The organism is Aurantiacibacter suaedae (genome assembly GCF_005434915.1).
Classification (GTDB): domain Bacteria; phylum Pseudomonadota; class Alphaproteobacteria; order Sphingomonadales; family Sphingomonadaceae; genus Alteraurantiacibacter; species Alteraurantiacibacter suaedae.
In genome coordinates this window covers 915,043-940,557 of record NZ_SKCG01000001.1, presented here as the reverse complement: position 1 = coordinate 940,557, position 25,515 = coordinate 915,043, and the positions used below count along the sequence as shown (strand labels likewise).

General features: G+C 64.4%; 22 protein-coding genes and 1 tRNA gene. 8 read left to right on the top strand and 15 right to left on the bottom strand.

The genetic code is table 11. The annotated features are described in order from the left end of the window. Nucleotides 1-3: 3 nt before the first annotated feature. From cobA to yghU, 12 genes are all read right to left on the bottom strand, one after another. Entirely contained in the window at nt 4-807 is an 804-nt protein-coding gene (gene cobA, locus E0473_RS04450; protein WP_137679610.1) for a uroporphyrinogen-III C-methyltransferase, read from the bottom strand. Next, nucleotides 804-3,368, bottom strand: coding sequence for a nitrate reductase (locus E0473_RS04445; RefSeq protein ID WP_137679609.1), 2,565 nt, complete (start codon nt 3,366-3,368; stop codon nt 804-806). The genes cobA and E0473_RS04445 overlap by 4 nt, the downstream gene beginning before the upstream one ends. Then, on the bottom strand, nt 3,365-3,724 hold the full coding sequence (nirD, locus tag E0473_RS04440) for a nitrite reductase small subunit NirD (RefSeq protein ID WP_137679608.1): 360 nt from the start codon (nt 3,722-3,724) through the stop codon (nt 3,365-3,367). The genes E0473_RS04445 and nirD overlap by 4 nt, the downstream gene beginning before the upstream one ends. Then, complete coding sequence (gene nirB / locus E0473_RS04435) at nt 3,724-6,213, bottom strand: nitrite reductase large subunit NirB (protein ID WP_241657327.1); 2,490 nt, start codon at nt 6,211-6,213, stop codon at nt 3,724-3,726. Before nirB ends, nirD begins: the two co-directional genes overlap by 1 nt. A gap of 247 nt (nt 6,214-6,460) precedes the next feature. Continuing rightward, a complete protein-coding gene (locus tag E0473_RS04430) occupies nt 6,461-7,687 on the bottom strand; it encodes an alginate export family protein (protein ID WP_137679607.1) in 1,227 nt (408 codons plus the stop codon). A 146-nt stretch (nt 7,688-7,833) separates the two neighbouring features. Further along, a complete protein-coding gene (locus E0473_RS04425; RefSeq protein ID WP_241657326.1) occupies nt 7,834-9,534 on the bottom strand; it encodes an ABC transporter ATP-binding protein in 1,701 nt (566 codons plus the stop codon). Beyond that, a complete protein-coding gene (locus E0473_RS04420; RefSeq protein WP_137679606.1) occupies nt 9,534-10,583 on the bottom strand; it encodes an ABC transporter permease in 1,050 nt (349 codons plus the stop codon). Before E0473_RS04420 ends, E0473_RS04425 begins: the two co-directional genes overlap by 1 nt. Before the next feature lie 41 nt (nt 10,584-10,624). Then, entirely contained in the window at nt 10,625-12,052 is a 1,428-nt protein-coding gene (locus E0473_RS04415) for a CmpA/NrtA family ABC transporter substrate-binding protein (protein ID WP_170308114.1), read from the bottom strand. Between the two features lie 219 nt (nt 12,053-12,271). After that, nucleotides 12,272-13,483: an ABC transporter substrate-binding protein gene (locus tag E0473_RS04410; RefSeq protein ID WP_137679605.1), complete on the bottom strand. Its 1,212-nt coding sequence runs from the start codon at nt 13,481-13,483 to the stop codon at nt 12,272-12,274. A 3-nt stretch (nt 13,484-13,486) separates the two neighbouring features. Beyond that, the gene (locus E0473_RS04405) at nt 13,487-14,062 is read right to left on the bottom strand and encodes an ANTAR domain-containing response regulator (RefSeq protein WP_137679604.1); all 576 of its coding nucleotides are present in this window, start codon (nt 14,060-14,062) and stop codon (nt 13,487-13,489) included. Nucleotides 14,063-14,331: 269 nt separating this feature from the next. Further along, a tRNA-Gln gene (locus E0473_RS04400) sits at nt 14,332-14,406 on the bottom strand. A 58-nt stretch (nt 14,407-14,464) separates the two neighbouring features. Beyond that, nucleotides 14,465-15,334 (bottom strand): glutathione-dependent disulfide-bond oxidoreductase, encoded by an 870-nt coding sequence (gene yghU, locus E0473_RS04395; protein WP_137679603.1) that lies wholly within the window; start codon nt 15,332-15,334, stop codon nt 14,465-14,467. 148 nt (nt 15,335-15,482) lie between these two features. Between yghU and E0473_RS04390 the strand changes: the two genes are divergently transcribed. The 4 genes from E0473_RS04390 to E0473_RS04375 all read left to right on the top strand — a co-directional run bounded on the left by E0473_RS04390 (nt 15,483) and on the right by E0473_RS04375 (nt 20,473). Beyond that, entirely contained in the window at nt 15,483-16,502 is a 1,020-nt protein-coding gene (locus E0473_RS04390; protein WP_137679602.1) for a DNA topoisomerase IB, read from the top strand. 62 nt (nt 16,503-16,564) lie between these two features. Then, on the top strand, nt 16,565-18,160 hold the full coding sequence (locus E0473_RS04385; RefSeq protein ID WP_137679601.1) for a GMC family oxidoreductase: 1,596 nt from the start codon (nt 16,565-16,567) through the stop codon (nt 18,158-18,160). A 125-nt stretch (nt 18,161-18,285) separates the two neighbouring features. Continuing rightward, nucleotides 18,286-18,729 (top strand): carboxypeptidase-like regulatory domain-containing protein, encoded by a 444-nt coding sequence (locus tag E0473_RS04380; RefSeq protein WP_137679600.1) that lies wholly within the window; start codon nt 18,286-18,288, stop codon nt 18,727-18,729. 94 nt (nt 18,730-18,823) lie between these two features. Then, on the top strand, nt 18,824-20,473 hold the full coding sequence (locus E0473_RS04375; RefSeq protein ID WP_241657325.1) for a dipeptidyl-peptidase 3 family protein: 1,650 nt from the start codon (nt 18,824-18,826) through the stop codon (nt 20,471-20,473). Between the two features lie 61 nt (nt 20,474-20,534). Here the strand turns inward: E0473_RS04375 and E0473_RS04370 are convergent, their stop codons facing one another. From E0473_RS04370 to E0473_RS04360, 3 genes are all read right to left on the bottom strand, one after another. Then, nucleotides 20,535-20,837: a DUF3817 domain-containing protein gene (locus E0473_RS04370; RefSeq protein WP_137679598.1), complete on the bottom strand. Its 303-nt coding sequence runs from the start codon at nt 20,835-20,837 to the stop codon at nt 20,535-20,537. A gap of 5 nt (nt 20,838-20,842) precedes the next feature. After that, nucleotides 20,843-21,943: a branched-chain amino acid aminotransferase gene (locus tag E0473_RS04365; protein WP_137679597.1), complete on the bottom strand. Its 1,101-nt coding sequence runs from the start codon at nt 21,941-21,943 to the stop codon at nt 20,843-20,845. A 693-nt stretch (nt 21,944-22,636) separates the two neighbouring features. Then, nucleotides 22,637-23,248: a hypothetical protein gene (locus E0473_RS04360; protein WP_137679596.1), complete on the bottom strand. Its 612-nt coding sequence runs from the start codon at nt 23,246-23,248 to the stop codon at nt 22,637-22,639. Between the two features lie 88 nt (nt 23,249-23,336). On the opposite strand from E0473_RS04360, the gene E0473_RS04355 reads away from it, so the two are divergent. From E0473_RS04355 to E0473_RS04340, 4 genes are all read left to right on the top strand, one after another. Beyond that, complete coding sequence (locus tag E0473_RS04355) at nt 23,337-24,125, top strand: TlyA family RNA methyltransferase (protein WP_170308113.1); 789 nt, start codon at nt 23,337-23,339, stop codon at nt 24,123-24,125. 87 nt (nt 24,126-24,212) lie between these two features. After that, the gene (locus E0473_RS04350) at nt 24,213-24,767 is read left to right on the top strand and encodes a TspO/MBR family protein (protein ID WP_137679594.1); all 555 of its coding nucleotides are present in this window, start codon (nt 24,213-24,215) and stop codon (nt 24,765-24,767) included. 47 nt (nt 24,768-24,814) lie between these two features. Beyond that, complete coding sequence (locus E0473_RS04345) at nt 24,815-25,060, top strand: accessory factor UbiK family protein (protein WP_137679593.1); 246 nt, start codon at nt 24,815-24,817, stop codon at nt 25,058-25,060. Between the two features lie 163 nt (nt 25,061-25,223). Beyond that, on the top strand, nt 25,224-25,499 hold the full coding sequence (locus E0473_RS04340) for a hypothetical protein (protein ID WP_241657324.1): 276 nt from the start codon (nt 25,224-25,226) through the stop codon (nt 25,497-25,499). Nucleotides 25,500-25,515 lie beyond the last annotated feature (16 nt).

The window sequence follows — 25,515 nt, the reverse complement described above, 5'->3', positions numbered from 1 at the left end:
GCTTTACACGCAGTTCGCTCGCGACAAACTAATTGGTTTTTCCTGAGTGACTGCATCCGAGCCTTGAGTTGCGCTTGGGACCGTCCCAAGCCTGACCGCCTCGCCGATCAGTAGCAACGCAGGACCATCGCCCAGCGCGGTGCGGGCAGCGATGGGGAGCAGGTCCAGGCGGGTCCGGAACAGCCGTTCGGTTGGCAGGCTGGCGTTTTCTACCATCGCCACGGGGGTGTCTCCAGCGAGCCCCGCTCCCAGCAGCCCGCTCGACACCGCCGCCGCCGCCTGCTTGCCCATATAAACGGCGATGCTCGCCTGAGGATCGGCCAGTGCCTTCCAATCGAGGTCTGGCGGAGCGCCTTTGCGCAGGTGGGCGGTGACGAAGGTGACCCGTCGTGCCAGTCCACGCAGCGTGAGCGAGGCGCCCAGGCTTGCTACCGCAGCGCTGGCCGCAGTTACTCCAGGGCAGATGTGCACCGGCACACCCACAGCGCGGCAGGCCGCCAGTTCTTCCTGTGAGCGGCCAAAAATGGAAGGATCGCCGCCCTTGAGCCGCACAACCCGCTCGCCCGCGAGCGCTGCTTCGACCAGCAGGGCATCAATGGTGCGCTGATCCTTGCTGTGCCGTCCCGCGCGCTTGCCCACGCTTACCAACCGTGTTGCCGGCGGAACCATGTCCAGTACGCCGGGGCCAACCAGCGCATCGTAGAAAACCACACTGGCGCTGCAGATTAGCTTTTCCGCCTTGCGGGTGAGCAGGTCAGGATCACCGGGGCCTGCGCCTACCAGCCACACTTCGCCTTGAGCAATCATTCGGCTGCCTCCTTCATTGGATCTAGCGTTTCTTCGAGAAGACGAGCGATCTGTGGGCGGCACGAGCCGCAATTGGTCCCCGCGCAGGTGGCCGCGCCCACCGCGGCCACGCTGCTCGCCCCCGCGCAGATCGCAGCGCGCACGGCGTTTTCGCCGACATCGTGGCACACGCAAAGAAGCGGCCCGACATCGGGCTGCGCACCAGCCGGGCGGCCTGCCAGCAATTCGGGCAGCGACGCCTCGCTGGCGGTAAACTGGCGCACCAACCACTCTCGCGCTGGCAAAACGCCTCGGCGCGTGACGTAAGCCAGAGCCAGCAGCTTTCCTGTCGCATCGCTCACCGCCAATCGCTGCATTCCGCGCGCGGGATCGGCCACTTCACTGATCGTTCCGGTGGGCAGCAATGCGGCGAGGTCAGCTTCGCCTATCCCTTCGATCTCGGTCAGCCACCCGCCGGCAACGCGCGAACGTACCCAGTAAGCGGCCTCCGGCTGAACGGGCCGGCGTGAAAGCACGAAGGCGCGCCATTCGCTTGCGACGGGCGCGAGGGCGACAGCCACGTTCTTGAAAGCAGGCTGGCCGGAGTGTGGATCGGTGTCGGCTACAACCAGCGCGCCGCTTCGCCCCGATGCAGCCATCGCATCGGTCCAGTGCATCGGCACAAACACTTGGCCTTCAGCCTGGCCATCGCTGATAGAGACGCGGTACGTCGCCGTGCCTGCCGCGGTCGTCACCTGCCCCAGGCCGCCATCGACCAGCCTGGCCTTTGCAGCATCGCCGGGGGAGACTTCGAGCAGCGGCTCGCGCCGGTGCGCCGACAGGCGAGGGGAGAGTCCGGTGCGGGTCATCGTGTGCCATTGGTCGCGATAACGCCCGGTGTTGAGGCTCAGACCATTTCTCGCCAGCTCGGGCGGGCTGACCGGCATCAGCCGCGCCTTGCCCGAGGGCGTGGGGAAGTGCTCGCGCAAAGGGTGCGCGCGGCCCCAGCGGAACGGCTCCAGCGCATTGTATTGCGCGTCGGTGATATCCGCCTTGTCTGTCAGATCGAGTACCTTGCCGCGTGCGGCGGCCAGCGAGGTCATCGCCGCATATTCGCGGAACACCGCAGCGGGGCTGGTATAGGCAAAGGCGGACCCGTGCCCCAGCCTTGCGGCCACATCGGCCATGATGCGCCAGTCGGCGCGTGCTTCGCCGGGTGCGGGGAAAATCGGGCGCTGACGGCTTACCGTGCGCTCCGAGTTGGTGACGGTGCCGTCCTTCTCCCCCCAGGCCAGTGCGGGCAGGCGCACGTTGGCGAAGCGCGCGGTGTCGGTATCGGCGATGACATCGGAAACCACCACATTGGGGCAGCGCGCCAACGCCTCGCGCACGAAGGCGGCATCGGGCATCGAGACGGCAGGATTGGTGGCCATTACCCAGAGGAACTTGATCCGCCCCTCGTGCACCGCGCGGAACATATCGACCGCTTTCAGACCGGGCCCCTCGCACAAGTTGGGAGCTTGCCAGAAAGCGGAAACCGCAGAGCGTTCGTCGTCCGCAAAGCCGAGGTGACAGGCGAGCATATTGGCTAGCCCGCCCACTTCGCGCCCGCCCATCGCATTGGGTTGCCCGGTCATCGAGAACGGTCCGGCTCCGGGCAGGCCGATGCGGCCGGTGGCCAGATGCAGGTTGATGATCGCGTTGCCCTTGTCGGTCCCGCTGGCCGACTGGTTGACCCCCATGCTGAACAGCGTGACCATGCGCTGGCTGGCAGCCACGAGATCGGCGAGCCTGCTAAATATGGCCGGCTCGATCCCGTGCGCAGCGGCATCGAGGCCTGCAAGATAGCCTTCGGGCACCTCACAATGACCGGCCAGATAGGCTTCATCGATCACCCCGCGTGCGGCCATTTCGGCTAGCAGAGCTGCGAACAAGGCAACATCGCCATCCGGTTTGATCGGAACGTGCAGATCGGCCCGCTCGGCAGTTTCCGTGCGGCGCGGGTCTATCACCACCAGCTTGCAGCCATTGCGCTCGCGCGCGGCTTCGATGCGCTGCCAGACCACCGGATGACACCAGGCGGTGTTGCTGCCGACCAGCACGATCAGCTCGGCCTCGTCGAGATCTTCATAAGTGCAGGGCACGAGGTCTTCGCCGAAGGCCCGGTTGTGCGCGGCGACAGCGCTGGCCATGCACAGGCGGCTGTTGGTGTCGATATTGCCGCTGCCGATAAAGCCCTTCATCAGCTTGTTGGCGACGTAATAGTCTTCGGTGAGCAGCTGGCCCGAAACGTAAAAAGCCACACTGTCCGGCCCGTGTTCTGCCACGCAATCGGCCATCCGCGCGGCGACATCGTCCAGGGCCCTGTCCCAAGTCACGCGAGTTTCGCCGATCATCGGATGAAGCAGGCGGCCTTCAAGCCCCGTCGTCTCGCCAAGGTGAGTGCCCTTGGAGCACAGCTTGCCGCCGTTGGCGGGGTGGCTCGGATCGCCGGCAATGGCGACCTCACGCCCTTCGGCAGGCCGGGCCACAACCCCGCAACCGACCCCGCAATAGGGGCACGTGGTGCGCACCTGCTTCAAGCCGCAACCCCATTTTGCGCAACTGGGCCGATCACCGCTTCGCGCAGCAGGAACATGCGCCCTGCATCCACCTTCATCGGGATGGTGGGGGTGCAACCCTTGTCATCGCCCTGCGCCTCGCCGGTGCGCAGCGAAATGCGCCAATTGTGCAAGGGGCAAGACACGGTGTCGCCGTGTACGATCCCTTCGCTCAGCGGTCCGGCCTTGTGCGGACACTTGTTGACGAGCGCATAGAACTCGCCGCGCATGGTGTGGAACACTGCGATCTCGTCACCCCCCGCAACCGGCAGGGTGCGCGCGCTGCCGGGCTGGATCTGGGTGGTTGGGCCGATATCGAGCCACTTGCCGGTAAGCATCAGACGGTCTCCAGGTACAGGGGGCGCACTTGCGCAAGGTGCGCGTGCAGGTCGCGCCGTTCTCCAGCCACGCGGGCGGCCCAGGGATCATCCTGCGAGAACTTCTGCGAATAGCTGAAGCGGCGCGCCAGCTTGCCGACCGCCTCGGGATCGTCGAGCAATTGCGCGCGGACCCAGTCCACGCCCTTACGCTCTACCCACGGGGCCGTGCGTTCGAGATAATGCGCGTCCTCGCGGTAAAGCTGGATGAAGGCGGCGCACATTTCCATCGCCTCCTCTTCGGTGGCGACCTTGGTCAGCAGGTCGGTGGCGCGCACGTGAATGCCGCCATTGCCGCCAATGTGCAGCTCGTAACCCGAATCCACGCAGACCACGCCGAAGTCCTTGATCGTGGCCTCGGCACAGTTGCGCGGGCAGCCCGAGACGGCGATCTTGAACTTGTGCGGCATCCAGCTGCCCCAGGTCATCCGCTCGATCTTCACACCGAGCCCGGTGGAATCCTGCGTGCCGAAGCGGCACCATTCCGAGCCGACGCAGGTCTTCACGGTGCGCAGCGACTTGCCATAGGCATGGCCCGAAACCATCCCGGCGGCATTGAGATCGGCCCAGACAGCGGGCAGGTCCTCCTTCTTGATGCCGAAGATATCGAGCCGCTGGCCGCCCGTAACCTTGACCATCGGCGCGTCGTATTTCTCCACCACGTCGGCAATCGCCCGCAGCTCGCGCGGGTTGGTGAGGCCGCCCCACATCCGGGGGACGACAGAATAGGTGCCATCTTTCTGGATATTGGCGTGGAGCCGCTCGTTGACGAAGCGGCTCTTCTGGTCGTCCTCGTATTCGCCCGGCCAGGCGCACAGCAGATAGAAGTTGAGGGCAGGGCGGCAGCTGGAGCAGCCTTCGGGCGTGGTCCAGTGCAACTCCTGCATCACCTGCGGCATGGCGCGCAGGCCTTTCTCCACGATGTTGCGGCGCACGTCGTCGTGGGTGAAGCTGGTGCACTTGCACATAGGCTTGGGACCGCTTTCCACCTCGGCGCCCAGCGTGACGGCCAGCAGCCGTTCGACCAGCCCGGTGCACGATCCGCAACTGGCCGAAGCCTTGCAGGTGCTGCGCACGGCATCGAGGCTGTGCGCCCCGGCATTGATGCAGCCGACGACCTGGCCCTTGGATACGCCGTTGCAGCCGCAGATCTCTGCGTCGTCCGGAAGGGCGGCAACGGCGGCATTAGGGTCCGCAAGGGCGCCCCCGCCCTGGGCAAAGGCCTGCCCGAAGATCAGCGCCTCGCGGATGGGGGAGACATCCTCGCCCTTCTTCAGCAGATCGAAATACCACGAGCCATCGGCGGTATCGCCATAAAGCACCGCGCCAACCACCTTGTTATCGCGCAGCACTACCCGCTTATAGACCCCGCGCGCCGCATCGCGCAGCACGATGTCCTCGGCCCCTTCGCCGCCGGAGAAGTCGCCGGCGGAAAACAGGTCGATGCCCGAGACCTTGAGCTTGGTCGACGTGACCGAGCCTTCATAGCCTTGCGGCGCATCGGTGAGATAGGCAGCGAGGCTCCGGCACATATCCCACAAGGGCGCGACAAGGCCGTAGCACGCGCCGCGATGCTGCACGCATTCGCCCACCGCCAGCACGGCGGGATCGCTGGTCACCATGTGATCGTCGACCATAATCCCGCGCTCAACCGCCAGCCCGGCGGCCTTGGCCAGCGCGGTGGCGGGGCGGATGCCCACGGCCATCACCACGATATCGGCCTTGATCCGGGTGCCATCCTCCAGCTCCACGCCCGCCACGCAGCCATCGGCTTCGAGGATCGCCTTGGTATTGGCGCCGGTGAGAATGGTCTGTCCGCGCCGCTCCAGCTCCTGCCGCAGCAGCCAGCCCGCCGCCTCATCCAGCTGACGCTCCATCAGGGTCGGCATCAGGTGGACCACGCTTACACTCATTCCGCGCAAGGATAGGCCATGCGCCGCCTCCAGCCCCAGCAGGCCGCCGCCGATCACCACCGCGTGGCCGCCGCTTTCTGCCGCAGCGAGCATCTTGTCGACATCGTCGAGATCGCGGAAAGTCACGACGCCGGGCAGGTCGTGGCCGGGCACAGGAATGATGAAGGGATCCGAGCCGGTCGCCAGCAGGAGCCTGTCGTAAGGCTCCACCCGCCCGGACGCCGAAGTGACGGTGCGCGCGGCGGTGTCGATTGCGGTGACCGGATCGCCGCTAACCAGCGTGATGGCATTATCGGCATACCACTCGGGGCCGTTGATCACGATCTCGTCGAAGGTCTTTTCGCCCGCCAGCACCGGGGAGAGCATGATCCGGTTGTAGTTCACCCGTGGCTCTGAGCCGAAGATGGTGATGGCATAACGCTCGGGATCGCGGGCGAGCACTTCCTCCACCGCGCGGCACCCGGCCATTCCGTTGCCGATCACGACAAGCCGCTCTTTCAAAGCGCTCGCCGCTGCGAAGCCTGTATCCGCATTCACTGTCTTACCGCTCCTTCCCGCCTGCTGGCGGATCGAATGCGCACGCGAAAAAGCCGCCTGATCGTGCCCTGCGAAGGGAACAATCGGCGGCTTCGTTGCCACGCTGATGAAAATGCGGGGATCGCTTTGCACTGGCCCAACGCTGGACCTGCGATTCCCGTCTTGAACTGGAAGAATACCCCAGCTTTACCGTGCCGGGCAAGCGATTATTGCAACGCAACATCGCGTGCCCGGCCAACTTGTGCGATCAGAAGCCCCATTCGGCCTGCAACCACACCTTCTGCACATCGTTGCCGAACTGGTCGGCGTTGTAATCGGCGAACTTGGCGAGCAAGTTCACCGGCCCGAGACGGAAACCGAGGGAGGCGTCCCACTCGCTGCCATAGTCGAGACTTTCAAAGGCGCTGTCGAACTGGTGATAGGCCACCTGCGCGCTCACTGCGCCGAGAGCAGGCAGGGTAACGCTTTTCTTCAGCGACACCTGATAGTCGACCACGCCATTGGCAGGCGTAGTCAGGAACAGGTCGGCCCAGCCTTGAAAGGCGTGGGCAGTGGCAAGCGGCGTCTGGAATGCCGCGCGCCCGCCATCGCTGCCCAGCTCTTCATAGCTTGCCAGCAGGGTGAAGCCGGCCACGGTGCCGCTCGCCTCGGCAAGGATATAGTCGGCCTTATAGTCGACCGGGTTGATGCCGGTGTCGGTCTGGCTGGCGTAGGATCCGGTGAGCTTTGCCGAAATGCCGGGGCCGAACGTGTGGCTGTAACTGGCAATAAGGCCATAAGTCTCGCTCGCCATCGCTGCGCGGCTGTCATAGTCGATGACATAGGCGAAGGCCGTGGCATCGAGGCTGGTGGTGTCGATGCCGGCGTTAAGCAGAATCAGATCGCCGTCGAAAAACGCGTTCGGGCTATCGACCCCGAAGATCGTGCGCTGCGAGATGGCATAGGTGGCATCAGCGGAAAAGACGCCGCTCTTGAACTGGCCGCGCACGGCATCGAAGGTCTGCTCGTTCTGCCGCCAGCCGACGCTGCCGACGAAGCGCTGATTGCCCAGATTGATCCGCTGACGGCCCACGGTGATCCCGTTTCCGTCCTTCAGGTAGGAGACTTGCAGGCGGTTCAGTTCGAGGTTCTCGGGATCGGCCACGACTGGGTAGGGCTCAACCCCGTTGAAGGCGAGCGTATCGTTGTAGCGGCCTGACAGCGCCGCGGTGCCCTCTCCCTCGACCAGCGCCTTGAAGTTGCCGAGGGCAAGCTCTGCCCCCAGCCGTGCGCGCAAGGTCAGCGCTTCGGCATCATCGGGGAAGTTGGCCTGATCGACCACCTCGTAACGCAGCCGGGTGGCGAGCTGGAGATCGAGCGAGGCATCCTCTCCGAGCGGGATGGGGTCGCCCACCTTGGCGAAGGCGGGGGCAGCAATCAGTGTAAGGCTGGTCGCGGCAAACAGCTTGGCAATCAGAGGACGGGTAACAAACATGGGGGTTCTCCTCCCGAAATTCAGGATCAGGCGAACCCCGTTGCCCGCCACCTGCCGGATCGTGCCGGCGCACCTTCTCGCTTTCAGCCCGCGGCGCGAGGCCCCCTTGCCAAGCGCCGCTTCTCTCCCCTTGTTTACCCGGTTGCTCAGGCCGCCTTGGCGCCCGGTCCGTGATCGTATTCGGCGAGGAAGTGCAGCACCTCCTGCCGGTAATGGTAGAACTTCGGATCATCGAGCAGCGCCTTGCGATCGCGCGGGCGCGGCAGATCGACCTTGAGGATTTTGCCGATGGTGGCGTTCGGCCCGTTGGTCATCATCACGACCCGGTCGGCCATCAGGATCGCCTCGTCGACATCGTGGGTGACCATGATCGCGGTCACCTCGGTGCGGTTCCAGGTATCCACCAGCACGTCCTGCAAGTCCCAGCGGGTCAGGCTGTCGAGCATGCCGAATGGCTCGTCGAGCAGCAGCAGCCGCGGGCTCAGGGCAAAGGCGCGCGCGATACCGACCCGCTGGCGCATCCCGTTGGACATTTCGGCTGCCATCTTCTCCTTGGCATCGCCAAGGCCGACCCGGTCGAGATAGTAGTCGACGATATCGCGGCGCTCGCCCTTGTCGGCATGGGGATAGACCCGCTCAACCCCGAGCGCGACGTTCTGCCGCGCGGTGAGCCAGGGCATCAGGCTGGGCGCCTGGAACACCACCGCCTTGTCCGGCCCGGCGGCGCTAATCTCGCGGTTGTCGAGCACAATGCCGCCGCCGCTGATTTCGTTGAGGCCGGCGGCCATGGTCAGCACCGTGCTCTTGCCGCAGCCCGAATGCCCGATGAGCGAGATGAATTCGCCCCGGTTCATGATCAGGTTGAAGTTGTCGACCACCTTGAGCGGCCCCTTGGGCGTGGGGTAGATCTTGTCGAGCTTGTAGAACTCCAGATAGCGCTGATTGACCGCGCTTTGCGCCGCATCGCGATAGGCCCGCGGCGGCTCTTCGGAATCCGGCTTGACCAGATCGAGCGGGATCACGTTGGGTAGGGCGATCGCACTTTCGCCCACCGTGCCGCTCTCGGCATTAAGCTGGCCGAGATAGGACACGATCTCACGCCGCAGCGCCTGGAACGCCGGATCGTCATTCACGGCTTCGCGGTCACGCGGACGCGGCACGTCGACGGTCCAGATCCGGCCGATGCGGGCAGCGGGCGCCGGGGTCAGCACGGCCACCCGGTCCGCCAGCAGCAGTGCCTCGTCGGCATCGTTGGTGACGAGCACGATGGTGCGCCCCTCTTCCTTTCGGATACGCTCGATCTCGTCCTGCAACTTGGCGCGGGTCAGGGCATCGAGCGCCGACAGCGGTTCGTCGAGCAGGAGGATTTCGGGTTCCATCGCGAGGGCACGGGCTACCGCCACGCGCTGACGCATTCCGCCCGAAAGCTGCGCGGGCTTGCGGTCCATGGCATGACCGAGGCCGACCAGTTCGACCTTCTGCTTCACCAGCGCGGCGCGCTCGGCGGCGCTGCGGTCCTTGTGCACCGCGTCCACCGCAAGGGCCACGTTCTGCGCCACGGTCAGCCAGGGAAACAGGCTGTACGACTGAAACACGACGCCCCGATCCTTGCCGGTGCCGCTGATCTGCGTGCCGTGTTGCAGGATCTGTCCGCTATCGGGCTCGATCAGCCCGGCGATGGTGTTGATGAGCGTGGTTTTGCCCGCGCCGGAGAAGCCGAGGATGGCGACGAATTCGCCCTCCGCCACTTCGAGATCGATGCCGCCGAGCACGTGGGTCACGCTGCCGGTCTTGCCGGCATAGGACTTGGTGACGCCGCTGAGCGAGAGAATTGCGTTGCTCATCATCACACCCCCCTGTTGCGCGAGACGAGGGCTTCGAGCCCCATCATCAGCCGGTCGAGGCCGAAGCCGATGAAGCCGATCACCACCACCGCAAACATGATCCGCGCCAGCGACTGGCTGGAGCCGTTCTGGAATTCGTCCCACACGAACTTGCCAAGGCCAGGGTTCTGGCTGAGCATTTCCGCCGCGATCAGCACCATCCAGCCCACGCCGAGCGAAAGCCGCATCCCGGTGAAGATATAGGGCAGGCTGGAAGGCAGCACGAGCTTGGTGAGCTTGGCAAACCAGCCCAGCTTGAGCACGCGGCCCACGTTGAGCAGATCCTTGTCGATGCTGGCGGTGCCGACTGCGGTGTTGATCAGGGTCGGCCACAGCGAGCATAGCATCACCACCAGCGCCGAGATAATGAAGCTTTTGGCCAGCATCGGGTCGGCACTGGTCACCAGCGCGCTGATCACCATGGTCACAATCGGCAGCCAGGCCAGCGGGCTGACCGGCTTCATGATCTGCACCAGCGGATTGATCGCCGCGTTCACCACGGGTGAAAGACCGCAAACCAGCCCGATAGGCACGGCCGCCAGCGTCGCCAGCAAGAACCCGAGCGCCACGGTCTTGAGGCTGGTGATGATCTGGTCAAGAAAGGTGGGCGGGCCGGAATAGGTAAAGTCCGTCACTCCGGCGGTATTGCCTGCCGCCACGGCCGCAGCATTGCGGACTTCCTGATCGGCGTAAAATTGCGTTTCCAGTTCGTTCGCCGCCTGCCACTCGTCGAACAGCGCCACGCCTTGTTCGGCCACGGCGATGGGGCCGGGCAGGGCGCCGAGCGAGGTCTGCACTGTTGGTGCGAGCACCGCCCAAAGGGCGAGAAAGATCGCAATACCCGCCAATGGTGCGAGCAGGTTGCGGCTCCATTCCCCAACCTTGGCGATCAGCGGATTGGTGCGCGGCTCGCGCGGGTCCGAAGCAGGGCGGGCGGGCGCAGCCACGCTGGCTGCCGGCGCAGTGCTGGCTTCCGGCTGGTCTGCGGCAGTGGGGGCAAAGGCAGTGGCCATTTCGGGAGTATCCTTTTTGATCTGCTGGCTTGGCGCGGTGCTCACGTGCCGCTCACGCCCGAGGCGGTGACTTGCTGGCCTTCCTTCAGGCCTATCGAGAAGCTGGCGATGTAGGCGTTGGGCTTGCGCCCGTCATAGGTCAGGCCGTCGATGAACTCGCTGGTCGGCTCGCGGAAGCCATCGGTTTGCGGCACCGCCTCTGCCGGGATCGCCTGCGCTGCCACGAGCTTGTTGGCGGCGGCAAGGTAAAGGTCGGGGCGATAGACCTTCTTGGCCGTGTCGACATACCAGCTATCGGGGTGATCTTCGGCAATCTGGCCCCAGCGGCGCATCTGGGTGAGATACCAGATGGCGTCCGAATAGTAGGGATAGCCGGCGAAGTCGTTGAAGAAGATGTTGAAGCCGGGCGCGGGCCGGGTGTCGCCGGGTTCGAAGGTGAACTGGCCGGTCATGCTGGCGGCCAGCACTGCGGGATCGGCGCCCACATAGTTGGAGCGGCTGAGGATCTCGACTGCCTCTTGGCGGTTCGCTCCGTTATCGGCATCGAGCCACTGCTGTGCCTTGATGATCGCGCGGATCAGGGCGGCCGTGGTCGCCGGGTAATTGGCTGCGAAATCCTCGCGCAGGCCGAGCACCTTTTCCGGGTTGTTGTGCCAGATCTGGTCGTCGGTCACGACCGGCACCCCGATGCCGCGCGCCACGGCCTGCTGGTTCCAGGGCTCGCCCACGCAATAGCCATCGATGGTGCCCGCTTCCATCGTGGCGGGCATCTGCGGCGGCGGCGTGACCGACAGATTGACGTCCGCCCCGACGGTGCCGCCCACGTCGCCCGGCGTGTAGAAACCGGGATTGATGCCGCCTGCCGCCAGCCAGTAGCGCAGCTCGTAATTATGGGTGGAGACCGGGAACACCATGCCCATGTTGAAGGGCTTGCCCTGCGCCTGGAAGCTTTCCACCACCGGCCTCAGCGTGGCAGCGGAAATCGGATGCCTGGGCTTGCCGCCCTCCATCGGCAGATCAGCCTTGATCATGTCCCACACCCGGTTCGAAAGGGTGATGGCGTTGCCGTTGAGATCGAGGCTGAGCGGCGCGATCAAATTGGCCTTGGTGCCATAGCCGAGCGTGGCAGCCAGCGGCTGGCCCGCGAGCATGTGCGCGGCATCGAGCTGCCCGCCAATCACCCCATCGAGCAGCACTTTCCAGTTAGCCTGCGGTTCCAATGCGACATTGAGCCCTTCCTCGACAAAGTACCCCTTCTCCAGCGCGATGGCGAGCGGGGCCATATCGGTCAGCTTGATGAAGCCGAGTTTGAGGTTGGGCTTTTCCGGAGGGCCATCGGCATTGGCGGGCGCAGCGACCGGGCCGTCATCGCTGCTGCCGCACCCGGCCAGCATCATCGCGGCAGCAAAGCCTGCCAGTGTGCCCATGGCGGTGCGACGGTTCAGTTGGCTCTTGATGATGTCGGTCATGCACTTCGTCTCCAGCCGGATGTGCAACGCAAAAAAGCCGCCACGATTTGACCCCACAGCAGGACCAGATCGGGCGGCGACGTTGCCACGCAATGTTTCGAGCGATCGAAGCCTTGGTGCGCGCCCAGCCTTGGGCAGCGGCGCTTCGTTCGCCCTCAGGGATAAGCGATTCGGGCCTCGCTCGTAAAGCGCATTTTGCAGTGCAGCGAAAAAATATGCTCAGTCTAGCGTGGCAAGATAGCCCGGAATATCCACCGGATCGAAGGTGCGGCCATCGAAAAAGCGGTTTTCCGACAAGGTGATGGAGCCTTGTTGCGCTCCCACCTGCATGAGCTGGCTTACGCTGCCTTCGACCTTGGAATTGGCGCCGGGCAAATCATCGCCGGTGCTCTTGAGTGCAGTGCGGTACACGTCGGGGCGGAAGACGCCTGCGGCTTGGCGCGAGGCTTCTTCGGCATAGTCGAGCTGGTCCCAGCGCACCATTTGCGAGTACAGCCACGCCGCCTGGCTCACCCACGGGAAGTTGGCCGCTTCGCTGTGCTGGAACATGAAATCCGGGAAGGAAACCGGTTGCCCGCCGTGCGCGAGCACGGGCCGGTCGGATATCGCGCGCAGGATAAGCCGCTCGTCACCGCCGACATAGTGCGGCCTGGCAAGGATTGCTGCGTTGCTCTCCCAGTTGGCGGGATCGACGAAGTGGCGCCCGGCGCGGCGCATGGCACGGATCAGGGCTTCGGTTTCCTCGCGCCGCTCGTCCAGCCGGTCGGCCCGCATGGCGAGCACCTTTTCCACTCCGCGCCGCCAGACCTGCGCCGTCGCCAGCACGATGGTGCCCACGTCGCGCTCCACACACAGGCTGTTCCACGGCTCGCCCACACAGGCGCCGTCGATCTCGCCGCCAGCCATGGCATCGGCCACAAACGGCGGCGCCACGGTGACGATCTCGACCTCCTCATCCGGCCGGATGCCGCAAGCCGCCAGCCAATAGCGCAGCTTGTAATTGTGGCTGGAATAGCGATGAACCACGCCGAGCCGCAGCCGCTTGCCCGCCGCCAAAGCAGCCTGCACCTCGACTTGCATCGCTTTGCCCACAGCCTGCGGATCGCCGAAGGTGCCGGGCTCGCAAACGCGTGCGGCCAGATCCTTGCGCAATGTAATGCCATTGCCGTTGAGCCCCAGCACGAAGGGAGCGGCCATCGCGCGCGCCGGGCGGCCGACCCCCAGCGTGGTGGCAATCGCCAGCGGTGCCAGCATATGCGCGGCATCCGAATGGCCATAGAGCAGCCGGTCAAGCACGGTAGCCCAGCTGACATCACGCAGGAATGTGAGGTTGAGCCCCTCGTCCTCGGCAAAGCCGTGTTCTTGCGCCAGAATCGGCAGGCAGGCATCGACCAGCGGCAGGAAACCGATGACGAGATCGCGCGTAGGCATGGTTCAGCTTCCTCCCAAGAGGTCGTGCGCGGTGACGACGGCTTCGGCAATATCGATGATGCGGCGGCTCGAACTCATCGCCTTGCGGCGCAGCTCGGCATAGGCTTCGGGCTCGGTAATCCGCTTGGAATCCATCAGGATGCGCTTGGCCCGGTCGATTGTCTCCCGCTCGGCCAGCTTGCCCTTGGCCTCGGCGAGATCGGCCTGAAGCCGGGCAAAGGCGTTGAAGCGCTTGACCGCCAGATCGAGCAAGGGCCGGATACGCCCGGCGGCAAGACCGTCCACCACGTAGGCGGAAACGCCTGCATCGATTGAAGCGGCGATGGCATCGTCGTCGCTCTCGTCCACGAACATGGCGATGGGCCGGGCGAGAGCCCGGCTGACAGCGAAATATTCCTCCAGCACGTCACGCGAGGGGTTGCCGAGATCGATGAGCACGATGTCTGGCGCGATCTGTTCGATCTTGGCGAGGAGGCCCTCGCGCCCGGTGATCACGTGAATATCACCTTCGATGCCCGCCAAGCCTTCCTCGATAATCGAGGCGCGGGCGCGGTTTTCATCGATGATGGCGATGTTCATGCAGCGCATATTGCACCGCACCATGAATTGCTCAAGCGTGCAGAATAAACTCAGGCTGTGCAGGTGGGCGGGAGCACGCGCTGGCGTTGTGCTGCGTTCGCAGATCGAGGCGGAAGCTTGTCTAACTTCAAGCTGCCGCTTGCCGTGCTCTGTAAACCGTTTCATGGTTCGAAAATCGAACCCACGGCGGTACCCACGAGAGGGTGCCACGGCGTTTCGATTCGCAGGGGAAGGCATTAATCTTCAAACGCTTGCGACCATAGAAAGATTGGCTGGGGCGGCAGGATTCGAACCTGCGAATGGCGGCACCAAAAGCCGCTGCCTTACCACTTGGCGACGCCCCAGCAGCGTTCGCGAGAGCGGTGCCATATAGCGGCCTCGCTCTCGCGCGCAAGTCACAGGTCAGACATCTGCGCGTTTGCGCACCGGTTCGAACAGGCTGCGATCTTCCACCTTGTCGAAATCCGCCGCCGAATGCCGCTCGGGCATCGCCTGCGTATTGACCAGACGCCCGCGAATCACACCGGGGCGCGCGTCGATTGCCTTTACCCAGCGGCCCACGTTTTCAAACTCGTGCAACTGGAGGAACTTGTCCGCCCCGTTATAGGCGCCGTGGTAGAGGTTGCCGAGCCAGGTGTAGGCGGCGATATCGGCAATCGAATATTCGCTGCCGGCAAGGTATTCGGTCTCGCCGAGCTGATTGTCGGCCACCGAGAAGAGCCGCTTGGTCTCCATCGCATAGCGGTCGATCGGATACTTGTAGCGCTCGGGCGCGTAGACATAGAAGTGCCCGAACCCCCCGCCGATGAACGGCGCGCTGCCCATCTGCCACATCAGCCAGTTGAACACCTCGGTTCTCCCGCGGCCCGTTGAGGGCAGCAGGAAGTCGTACTTTTCGGCCAGATGCACGAGGATCGAACCGCTTTCGAACACACGCACCGGCTCCACGCCCGTGCGATCGAGCAGCGCGGGTATCTTGGAGTTGGGGTTGATGTCGACAAAGCCGGAGCCGAACTGGTCACCCTCGAAAATCTTGATCATCCAGGCGTCGTATTCCGCCTCGGGATGACCCGCTTCGATCAGTTCCTCGAACATGATCGTCGCCTTCACCCCGTTGGGCGTTCCGAGCGAATAGAGCTGGAACGGATGCTCGCCGACCGGCAGCGCCTTTTCCTCCCGCGCACCGGCGGTGGGGCGGTTTATGCCGGAAAACTTGCCGCCGTTCTCGGCGTCGGTGGTCCACACTTCGGGCGGGGTATAGGTATCGGACATCGGTTGGTCTCCCACTGGATAAGGTGTTGTCCGAGTAGATGGTTGGCCGCTCGGCCTGCTGCAAGCAAAAGCATTTCCTGGCCTTGGTGCGGGCCGGGCTTTCATGTCCGGGAACCGGCGAGCCAGCACAAGGGTTTGAGCCTTTATCATGGCCACCAAGCCCCCGCGCCTCATACACGTTGAAGATACGATGCCCGGCATCACACGCCGCCGTGCTGGCAGGGGCTGGGCGTATTACGATCCGCTCGGCGCGCTGATCGCTGACAGGGCTGAGCGCGTGCGGCTCAACACCATTGCTTTGCCGCCGGCCTACAGTGCGGCATGGTTCTGCCCTATGCCCAACGGCCATATTCTTGCCACCGGGATGGATGCGCGTGGACGCAAGCAATATCGCTATCATCCCGAGTTTCGCACGTGGCGCGAGGCGGAGAAGTTCGATGCCTGCCACGCGTTCGGCCTCGCGCTGCCCAAGCTGCGCAAGCGGGTCGAAGAGGATTTGACGCAGCGTGGCTTTACCCGCGAGCGTGCGATTGCCAGCGTTGTGCGGCTGCTTGACCTCGGCGCGCTGCGCATCGGCAATGCGGCCTACGCCCGCACGAACAAGAGTTATGGCGCGACGACGCTTGAGCGTCGCCATGCCGAGGTGCGCGGACAAACGATCAAGCTCGCTTTTCGCGGCAAGTCGGGCAAGGACCGTGAGGTGGCGCTGAGCGACCGCGCGCTGGCCGCCTTCGTGCGGCGCTTGCATGATCTGCCCGGCCAGCGGCTGTTCCAGTGGCGCGATCCCGATGGCACCTGCCATGAGGTGACCTCGGCCTGCGTGAACGACTATCTGCGTGAGACGATGGGCGAGGGGTTCACCGCCAAGCACTTCCGTACCTTCCATGCGAGTGTGAAAGGCCTGGCGCTGCTCGCCCATGCCAAGGAAGTGCTGCCGATCAAGGCTGTGATTGGGGAGGTGGCCGAGCATCTCGGCAATACCCCTGCCGTCACCCGCAAGAGTTATATCCATCCGGCCGTGATTAACCTGGTCGAACGGCAGGAAGAATGGCGCGAAACGCTGGAGATGCCGCGGACCACGCGCTGGCTTACCCGCGAGGAGCGAGCGTTAATAGCTCTGCTTGAGAACGGCCCGGCGGCGGAGGAATTGCTCGCGCGGGCGGCCTGACGCCCGGCTGACCCTTGCCGCGCGGGGCCACATGCGGCATTGCAATCGTAACGGGAGTTACGATGACCAGAGAGACAGATATTATCGTTGTTGGCGGCGGCTCGGCGGGCCTGCCGCTGGCTGTGCGGCTGGCCGAGGCGGGCAAGCGCGTCACCCTGATCGAGGCGGGCAGCGGCAAGTTCGATCTGCGCTCGAAGGTGCCCGCGCTGATGAGCGGGATCGTCCACACGCCGAACTTCGACTGGATGTACAAGGCTGAGCCCGACCCGAGCGTAGGTGGCCGCCCCGATGTCTGGCCGGCGGGCAAGCGGCTCGGCGGCGGCAGCGCGATCAACGGGATGATGTTCATCCGCGGCGCCGCCTGGGATTACGACCATTGGGCCGAACTGGGCGCCAAGGGCTGGGACTATGAGAGTGTTCTGCCGTTCTTCAAGCGGCTTGAAGATAACGAGCGCGGAAAGGACCCATGGCGCGGCACTGGGGGGCCGATTGCGGTCTCCGAAGTGCGCTCGCGCTACACGGTTACCGATAGCTGGATCGCGGCGGTGGAAGAGGCGGGCTATCCGCGTTCGAGCGACCTCAACGGCGAGCAGAGCGAGGGCGTCGACTATATCCAGCTCTCGCAGCGGGGCGGCCTACGCTCGCCGACCACGGGCTATCTGAAGAACCGGCCCAAGACGCTCGATATCCGCACCGAGGCGCAGGTGCTGCGGGTGAACTTCACGGGCAAACGCGCCACCGGCGTGACGATCCGCTGCATGGGCGCAGAGCAGGTGCTGGAGGCGCGCGAGGGCGTTGTGCTTTCGGCAGGCGCGCTCAACACGCCGCGCCTGCTGATGCTGTCGGGTGTGGGGCCGGGTGCGCATCTGAAAGAGCACGGCATTGATGTGATCGCCGACCGAGCAGGGGTGGGGCAGAACCTGCAGGAACACCCGGCAGTCCACCTTGTGAACGAGGTTGCGGCCCATACGCTTAACAACGATGCGCGCGGAGTTGGCGGCGCGAAGTCGGTGCTCGGATTTCTTGCCAAGCGCAGCGGTGCGCTCACCACCGGGATCGGCCACGCGCAAGCCTTTGTGAAGACGCGCGAGGAGCTGCCCGCGCCGAATATCCAGCTCGCCTTCTCGGCCTTTGCTTTCGACATAACGCCCGATGGCAACCTAGCCCTGCGCGAGGGCAGCGCGGTCACCACGCTGGTGGGCCTGATGCGCCCGGCCTCGCGTGGCGCGATCACGCTTGCCGCCAACGACGCCGAGGCGCCGCCGGTGATTACGCACCAGCTGCTCGGCAATGATGACGACCGTGCGCAGCTGGTCGAGGGGCTGGAAGTCGCGCGCAAGGTGATGGATCAGGCCGCCATGGCCGGGCTCGTCACCAGCGAGGTGAGGCCGGGGCCGGACTTTGCCGATGCGGCAGGCCTGTCGCGCTATCTCGGGCTGGCGACGATCCCGATGTATCACCCGGTTGGCACCGCGAAGATGGGCGCGGTGGACGATCCGCAAGCGGTGGTCGGGCCGGATTGCGCCGTGATCGGGGTGGAAGGGCTGTTCGTGGCTGATGCGTCGATCATGCCGACAATCCCGCAGGGCAACACCAATGCCACCTCGATCATGATCGGTGAACGCGCCAGCGACCTGATCCTGCGCGCGCTCGCCTAGGTCACCGCACGGCCCCGCGGGCGACGCGAAAAAGTCACCAAGTGCAATAAAGCTGTCATCATAGTCGGCTTGAGCAACGACCATGTGATGCGGGCGAATCGTCCCGCGCCAAATGGATCTGTTTTATGCGCTTTGGTCTCTGCCTCGTTGCTGCCGTTCTCGTCGCCGCGCCCGGTGCCGCCTTTGCGGGCGAGCTGTCAGGCAGCGTGATCGACGCGCGCGGGCTGCCGGTGGCGGGCGTGGCGGTGTCGCTGGGTGATAGCGATCGCACCACGCAGACCGATGCCGAAGGCCGCTATGCCTTCGCCGATGTCACGGCGGGTGAGGCCAGCATCGCCGTACACAAGGCCAATGGCGACGTGCAGCGCGCCTATGCCGATGTCGCGGCCGATGGTGTGACCCGGCGCGACGTGTTCCTCGTTTCGGCTGGTGCGCTGTCGGCCATGCTTGCTCCGTCCCAGCCGGAGGTCGATGTCGACCTTGGCGAGACGCTGCGCCTGGCCGATCAGATGGTCGATGCGGTGCGCGGCGAGCGGGCTGCCTGGCGCTGGAACGACCGCGAGGCCTGAGCCTTGCCGCGCGCCGCGAGCGCGATGGACACGCGCTGCCAAGCGTCCTAGGCAGGCAACAAGTTTCAATTGTTGCCACATGGATGCCTGCCTTATGCGCCGTCTTGCCAAGTCCTTCCTGCCGCTGACCCTTGCTCTTGCTGCCTGTTCTTCGGGCGGCGAGCCGGTCGACACCGGTGGGTACTCGATGCTGGCGAGCCGCGATTCGATCGCCACGGTCGAGATGGACGTCGATACCTCCTACCTGACCGAGGAGGAGCGGCAAGTCGTCAACAAGCTCATCGAAGCGAGCGCGTTGATGAGCGAAATCTACCTGCGCCAGCGTGGGGCCGACCTGCCTGCTCTACGCGCCGATATCGAAGCTTCAGGCGACGCAGACACGCTTGAGATGTTCGACCGCAACTTCGGCCCGTGGGATTCGGTGGCGGACAACAAACCCTTCTATGGCGATGCCGAGTGGCCCGAAGGCGCGGGCTTCTATCCCGCAGATCTCACCCGCGAGGAGTTCGACGCCTATCTGGAAGCGCACCCCGACCAGAAGGACGAACTGCTCAGCCCTTACACAGTGGTGAAGCGCGAGGGTGATGGCTTTATCGCCGTGCCCTATTCTGTCGAATATGCCGAATGGCTGAAGCCCGCCGCTCAGCTTTTGCGCGAAGCAGCCGAGATCACCACCAATCCCAGCTTGAAGAAGTTCCTCAGCCTTCGCGCCGATAGCTTTGAATCGGATGACTATTTCGAAAGCGAAATGGCCTGGATGGACCTTGAGGGAACCCCTATCGAAGTCGCCATCGGGCCTTACGAGGTCTACACCGACCGGCTCTACGGCACCAAGACCGCGTTCGAGAGCTTCGTGACGCTGCGGAACCCTGAAGAGAGCGCCGCGCTGCGCCGCTATGTCGGTTACCTGCGCGATATGGAGGGCAACTTGCCCGTTGCCGATGAGTACAAGAACTTCACCCGCGGGTTCGAAAGCCCGATCTCGGTGGCCGATCAGGTGCAGGGTGGGGGCGATAATGTGCCCGGCGTGCAGACCATCGCCTTCAACCTGCCCAACGACGAGCGGGTGCGCGAGGCCAAGGGCGCGAAGAAGGTGATCCTCGCCAATGTGCTGGGTGCCAAGTTCGACCGCATCCTCGATCCCATCGCTGACGTGGTGCTGTCAGGTGATCAGGCCGCGCTGGTCAGCCGCAAGTACATGACGCTATTCACGCTGTTCCACGAACTGAGCCACTCGCTCGGGCCGGGCACCATCACGGTCGATGGCCGCGAGACCACCGTCAATGCCGAGCTGAAAGAGCAGTATTCGGCGCTGGAGGAAAGCAAGGCTGACGTCATGGGCATGTACAACCTGCTTTACATGATGCAGCGCGGCGAGCTGCCCGAGGCGGAAAAGGAAGAGCTGCTGGCGACCTACTTCGCCGGGATATTCCGCTCGGTGCGGTTCGGCATCGAGGAAGCCCACGGCAAGGGCTCGGCGGTGCAATATGGCTACCTGCTCGAAAAGGGCGCCTTCGCCTGGGACGAGGACGCCGGCCACTACACCATCGACATGGCCAAGCTCGAAACCGGCCTGCGCGACCTGCTGGCCGAAGAGCTGATGCTGCAGGCCCAGGGTGATTACGAGGGCACCAAGGCCTTCTTCGCCAAATATGCCCACCTCGACGAACACGCCGAGCGCGTGATCGCCGGGATGGACGAAATCCCGGTCGATATCCGCCCGATCTACCCACGCTCGATTTGAGCGGGACGACGTAGCAGCGACTCGCAAAGCCCTTTCCCCAAGGGGAGGGGAGCAAGGTGGGTCAGACGCGCGAGAGCTGTTCTTGACGGCGTGCGATCAGCGGGTCGTTGAGGAAGGTGCCGGTCGGGAACAGCGCGAAGACGAAAGTGCGCAGCCATTCGGCAATGGTGAACCCCTTGCCCGGCAGACACACCGCCATGGCCGCAAGATAGGCGAGCCAGGCCACCCCATGCGCCATGCCGAAAGGCCGGATCAGCGCATCGTAGCCAAGCCCATACTTCAGCGGCATGGCGACGAGGAACAGCAGGATCGTGGTGATCCCTTCGATGAAGGCGACGGCACGGAAAGCTTGCAGCATCTTCATCGCGCTTAATCCAGCTTCATGACCCAGCCGTGCGGATCGGCGGCCTTGCCGCGCTGGATATCGACCAGCCGCTGCTTGAGCCTGCCGGTAAGCTGACCGGGGCCGCCGGTGCCGATGGTGAAGTTGTGCTCGCGCCCGGCCACGGTGCCGACGGGGGTGACGACAGCGGCAGTGCCGCAGGCGAAAGTCTCGAGCAGATGGCCCGAGGCCGCATCGGCCTGCCACTGATCGATCGAATAACGCTCCTCACGCACGGCAAGGCCCTCTTCGCGGGCGAGCGTGATGAGGCTGTCGCGGGTGATGCCAGGAAGGATTGTGCCCGAGAGCGGCGGGGTGATCATCGAGCCGTCATCGAACACGAAGAACAGGTTCATGCCGCCCAGTTCCTCGATCCACTTGTGCTCGGCGGCGTCGAGAAACACGGTCTGATCGTGGTGCAGCGCGAAGGCTTCCTTCGTGGGCACGAGGCTGGCCGCATAGTTGCCGCCGCACTTGGCCGCGCCCGTTCCGCCCGGAGCCGCGCGGGTATAGTCCGACACCCAGACGCTGACCGCAGGAGCGCCCGACTTGAAGTAGTTGCCCGCAGGCGAGCAGATCACGAGGAACTTGTAGTTCTTGGCCGGACGTACGCCGAGGAAGTGCTCGGTCGCGAACATGAAGGGCCGGATATAAAGCGAACCGCCATCGACCGGGGGAAACCAGTCCTTGTCTGCCTCCACCGCGAGGCGCACGGCCTCGACAAAGGTCTCCTCGGGCAGTTCGGGCATGGCTAGCCGGTGTGCCGAGGCGTTGAAGCGGCGGGCGTTCTCTTCCGGCCGAAACAGCGCCATGGTGCCATCATCGAGGCGATAGGCTTTGAGGCCTTCGAAGATTTCCTGAGCATAGTGCAGCACGCTTGACGCCGGGTGCAGCGGGATCGCCTCCAGCGGGCCGACCTTGGCATTGTGCCAGCCGTGCACCTCGTCCCAGTCGATCGAGACCATGTGATCGGTGAATACGGTCCCAAACCCCGGCTCGGCGATGCGCGCTTCGCGCTGTTCGGTGGGGGTCGGGGCCGGGTGGGTCAGGGTCTCGAAGGCAATCGGGCTTTCGGCGAGGGTCGCCATGCTATGTGGTCCTTGCTGTGGAATGGGCGCTAATGACAGAAAATTACGTCAATGCAAGATAGGAAGAAACTTTCCATCGAATTGGCCGGTGTCAGCGCATGGTCTAGCCTGTTGGAGCGAGGATTTGAAGGGGCGCTTCTGCACAGCGAATTCTGAGCACAAATGAGAAGGGCTGCTTCCGCCGAAACGGAAACAGCCCTTCGCATGGTCAGCGGCCGGAAGTGCCGCCCACAAAGCCTCTACGCGGGTGTTTAAACCCGATAGTGCCCTGTGCGGAAACTAGCCGACCTCCCTGCTGAACCATGAGACATCGGATCACCTCCTTTCGCGCTATTAAGCCAACACCCAAAACCGTTTCACCGGGGGCGAAGACCGCGATAACCGCTGGCCTTGTGTCCTTTGTGAATCGTGCTGCATCGCAAGACAAGCCTTGAATTTAACTTTTTCACAGTCAGAATAGATCGCCTGCGCCGACGCGGAATATTTGATGGTTTTGTGACGGTGGTTGGCCTGTTTTAAGCGGGGCCAAAGCCAGCTTGCGTCCGAATGGATCCGCCCGCGAATAGGCAGCGCTGCGCCGGCCCGAAGGGCCGCAAGGGCGACCGCCCGCCCGCAGGCGCCCCGCAGCCCGCAAGGGCGGAGGGAACAGCGCCGAGGACGCAGCCCCGGATGGGGCTGCGCAAACAAAACATCCTACCTTCTGCACTCTTCCACCACCCGAGTAACCTCGGGCCAAGCGGGCAGGTAGTAGGCGAGGCCGCCGCTCACCTGCGCGGCGAAGCGACCCTTCGAAAAGGCCATCGCATCGAGCAAGGGATCGCGCGCGGCGACCAGATAGCGGACATAGCTCGGGCCGCTCGGCAGGCTGGCCGGTTCAAGCGTGCGGTCCATGCTCTCGGTGCGGAGCAGCATTGCGCCGCCGCTCGCGCGGGGCACGTGCAGCAGCACCTGCCGGGTCGCCTTCACGCACTCCAGCCCGAAAAGAGGATTGGCGGGATCACTGCCGAACTGCGCCAGCGCACCAGTGGGAATCAGCCGAAACGACCAGTCCCCCGGCGTCTGCGGCGCGTCCATCCAGTTGTCGTACGCCGGGGTGACCGCCTGCGTCGGCGCAGCCGTAGGTTGCGGCTGAGGCGCGGGTGCCGGAGCGGGCGTTTGGGCCGGGGCTGCCACCGGCGCTGGCGGACTTGCAACGCAGCCGCCAAGGCTCAGGCCGAGGGCTGCCAGCGCAGCCAGCCCGGCTCCGCCCAGCGCAAGGCGGCGGGCGGTGTTGCCAGAAAGGGAGCGGGTCGGTCTCTCGGTCATGCAGCGCTTCTCCGGACGCGGGATTATTATCGTGCGCGGGCAGCTTGGCTCTTGGCAAGCGCGCGCGCTGCCTCCTATCGCTGCCCGCATGGCCGAGCGCAAGACATCTCGCATCAGGATCGATCAACTGCTGGTGGAACGGGGGCTGGCGGAAAGCCGCACCCGCGCTGCCGCGCTGGTCATGGCGGGCCTCGTGTACCGCGTGGACGACAAGGGCGGTGACAGCCGGATCGACAAGCCGGGCCAGCAGCTGCCTGTCGACACCGCGATCAGCGTAAAGGGCAAGGATCATCCTTGGGTCGGGCGCGGTGGGATCAAGCTCGATCACGCGATCACACACTTAGGGCTCGACCCGGCAGGCGCGGTGGCGATGGACATCGGCTCGTCCACGGGCGGGTTCACGCAGGTGCTGCTGCATCACGGCGCGGAACACGTGTTCGCGGTGGATGTCGGCACCAACCAGCTCGACTGGAAGCTGCGGCAGGACGCGCGCATTACCCTGCTCGAACAGACCAATGCGCGCGAACTGACCGCTGTGCAGATCGATCGGCCGTGCAACTGGGTGGTCTGCGATGCGAGCTTCATCGGCCTTGCCAAGGTTCTGGAAGTGCCGTTGGCGCTGGCGGCGCCGCAGTGCCGGCTGGTCGCACTCATCAAGCCGCAGTTCGAGGTCGCGCGCGGTGAAGTCGGCAAGGGCGGGATCGTGCGCGACCCGGCGCTGCACGATCGGGTTTGTCGCGAGGTGTGCGACTGGCTCGAAGGCAACGGATGGACCATCGAGGGGCTCGCCCCGAGCCCGATCACCGGCACCGAGGGCAATGTAGAATTTCTCGTCAACGCGTACCGGGATGACACGAAAGGCTCCGAATCCGACTAAACTGGCGCAATCGGCGGGTTGCGGGCGGCAGATACACGCGGCACAACCCCGTGCGGACCACCTGTCCGAATCGCAAACGGGGGAACGATGAATCGTCTTGCCAGCCCGGCACAGTTGCGCGCCAGCCTCATCCGCTGGTCCTTGTTTCTCGTTCCGGCAGTTTTGCTGCTCGGATTCATGTCGGGCCAATTGGCGGGGAGCGGGGATGGCAACCCCTGGTTCAGCCAGCTCAGCAAGCCCGGCATTTATCCTCCACCGGCCGCTTTCGGCATCGTCTGGTCGATCCTTTATGCCATGATAGGGCTGGCGGCGGCGGGGGTCTGTTCGGCCTTCGGCTCGCGCTATCGCAACGGCGCGATCATCGCCTTCGTGGTACAGCTTTGCCTCAACCTGCTGTGGTCACCGATGTTCTTCCTGTGGCACAACATTTCCGGCGCGCTGGTTGTGATCGTGCTGCTTGATGTGGCCGTGGTGGTGACGATCTACCTGTTCCTCAAGGTGCGGCGCTGGGCGGGACTGCTGCTCTTGCCTTATCTGGCGTGGATCCTGTTTGCCACGGTGCTGAACCTGCAATTCCTGCAACTGAACCCCAATGCGAGCGAGCTTGACGAGGGCAGTGCGGTGCAGCGCATCGAAATGTAGCGCGGCTGCATCTTGCGCAAAGCGCGCGCAGCGATCATTTAGACACTATGCAGAGCCAGAACCCGATCATCGCCGATTTCGTCAAACTCGCCAATTCCGCTGCGGGCACGCTCGCCGGGATGAGCCGCGAGGCGCGTGACAATGCGCGCGAGAAGATGAAGGAATCGCTCGGCGGGCTCGATTTCGTCAGCCGCGAGGAGTTCGACGCGGTGAAGGACATGGCCGCCAAGGCGCGTGAAGAGAACGAGGCGCTGGCGGCGCGGATCGCGGCGCTGGAGGCGAAGCTTCCCTGATCTCGCTGGGCGGCTATCCTTTCGACCTAAAACCGAGTTGATATGCGGTTGATCCCGGTCATGAGCTGCTTGCTTCGGCGCCAAAATGGTGGCCAGCAATAGCGGTGTGAGAAGGGAACGGAGGGTTCGCTGAGAAGTTACTCAGGCGAAAGGTTTTTCGCCTATGTTCACTCAGCTCGATCCTGCCCTGCCGGTTTTCGTCGAAGGGAAAGGCAAGGGCCTGGCCCACGCAGTCATCGACTATGGGCCTGAACATAATCTCATCTGGGTTACGGCCATCGATGCAAGCGGCGAAATCTGGTGCGCGTCCAATCCCAAGGTGCGGATGCAAGCGAACTGGACGATGGGCCGTGCGCGCTCCGCTGCCGAGAGCGCGATGATCGTGAAATCGCGCGATGCTTGCAACTGTAGCAAGGGCGAAACGCCGATGCGGCTCTGATAGCCTTGCGGATAAG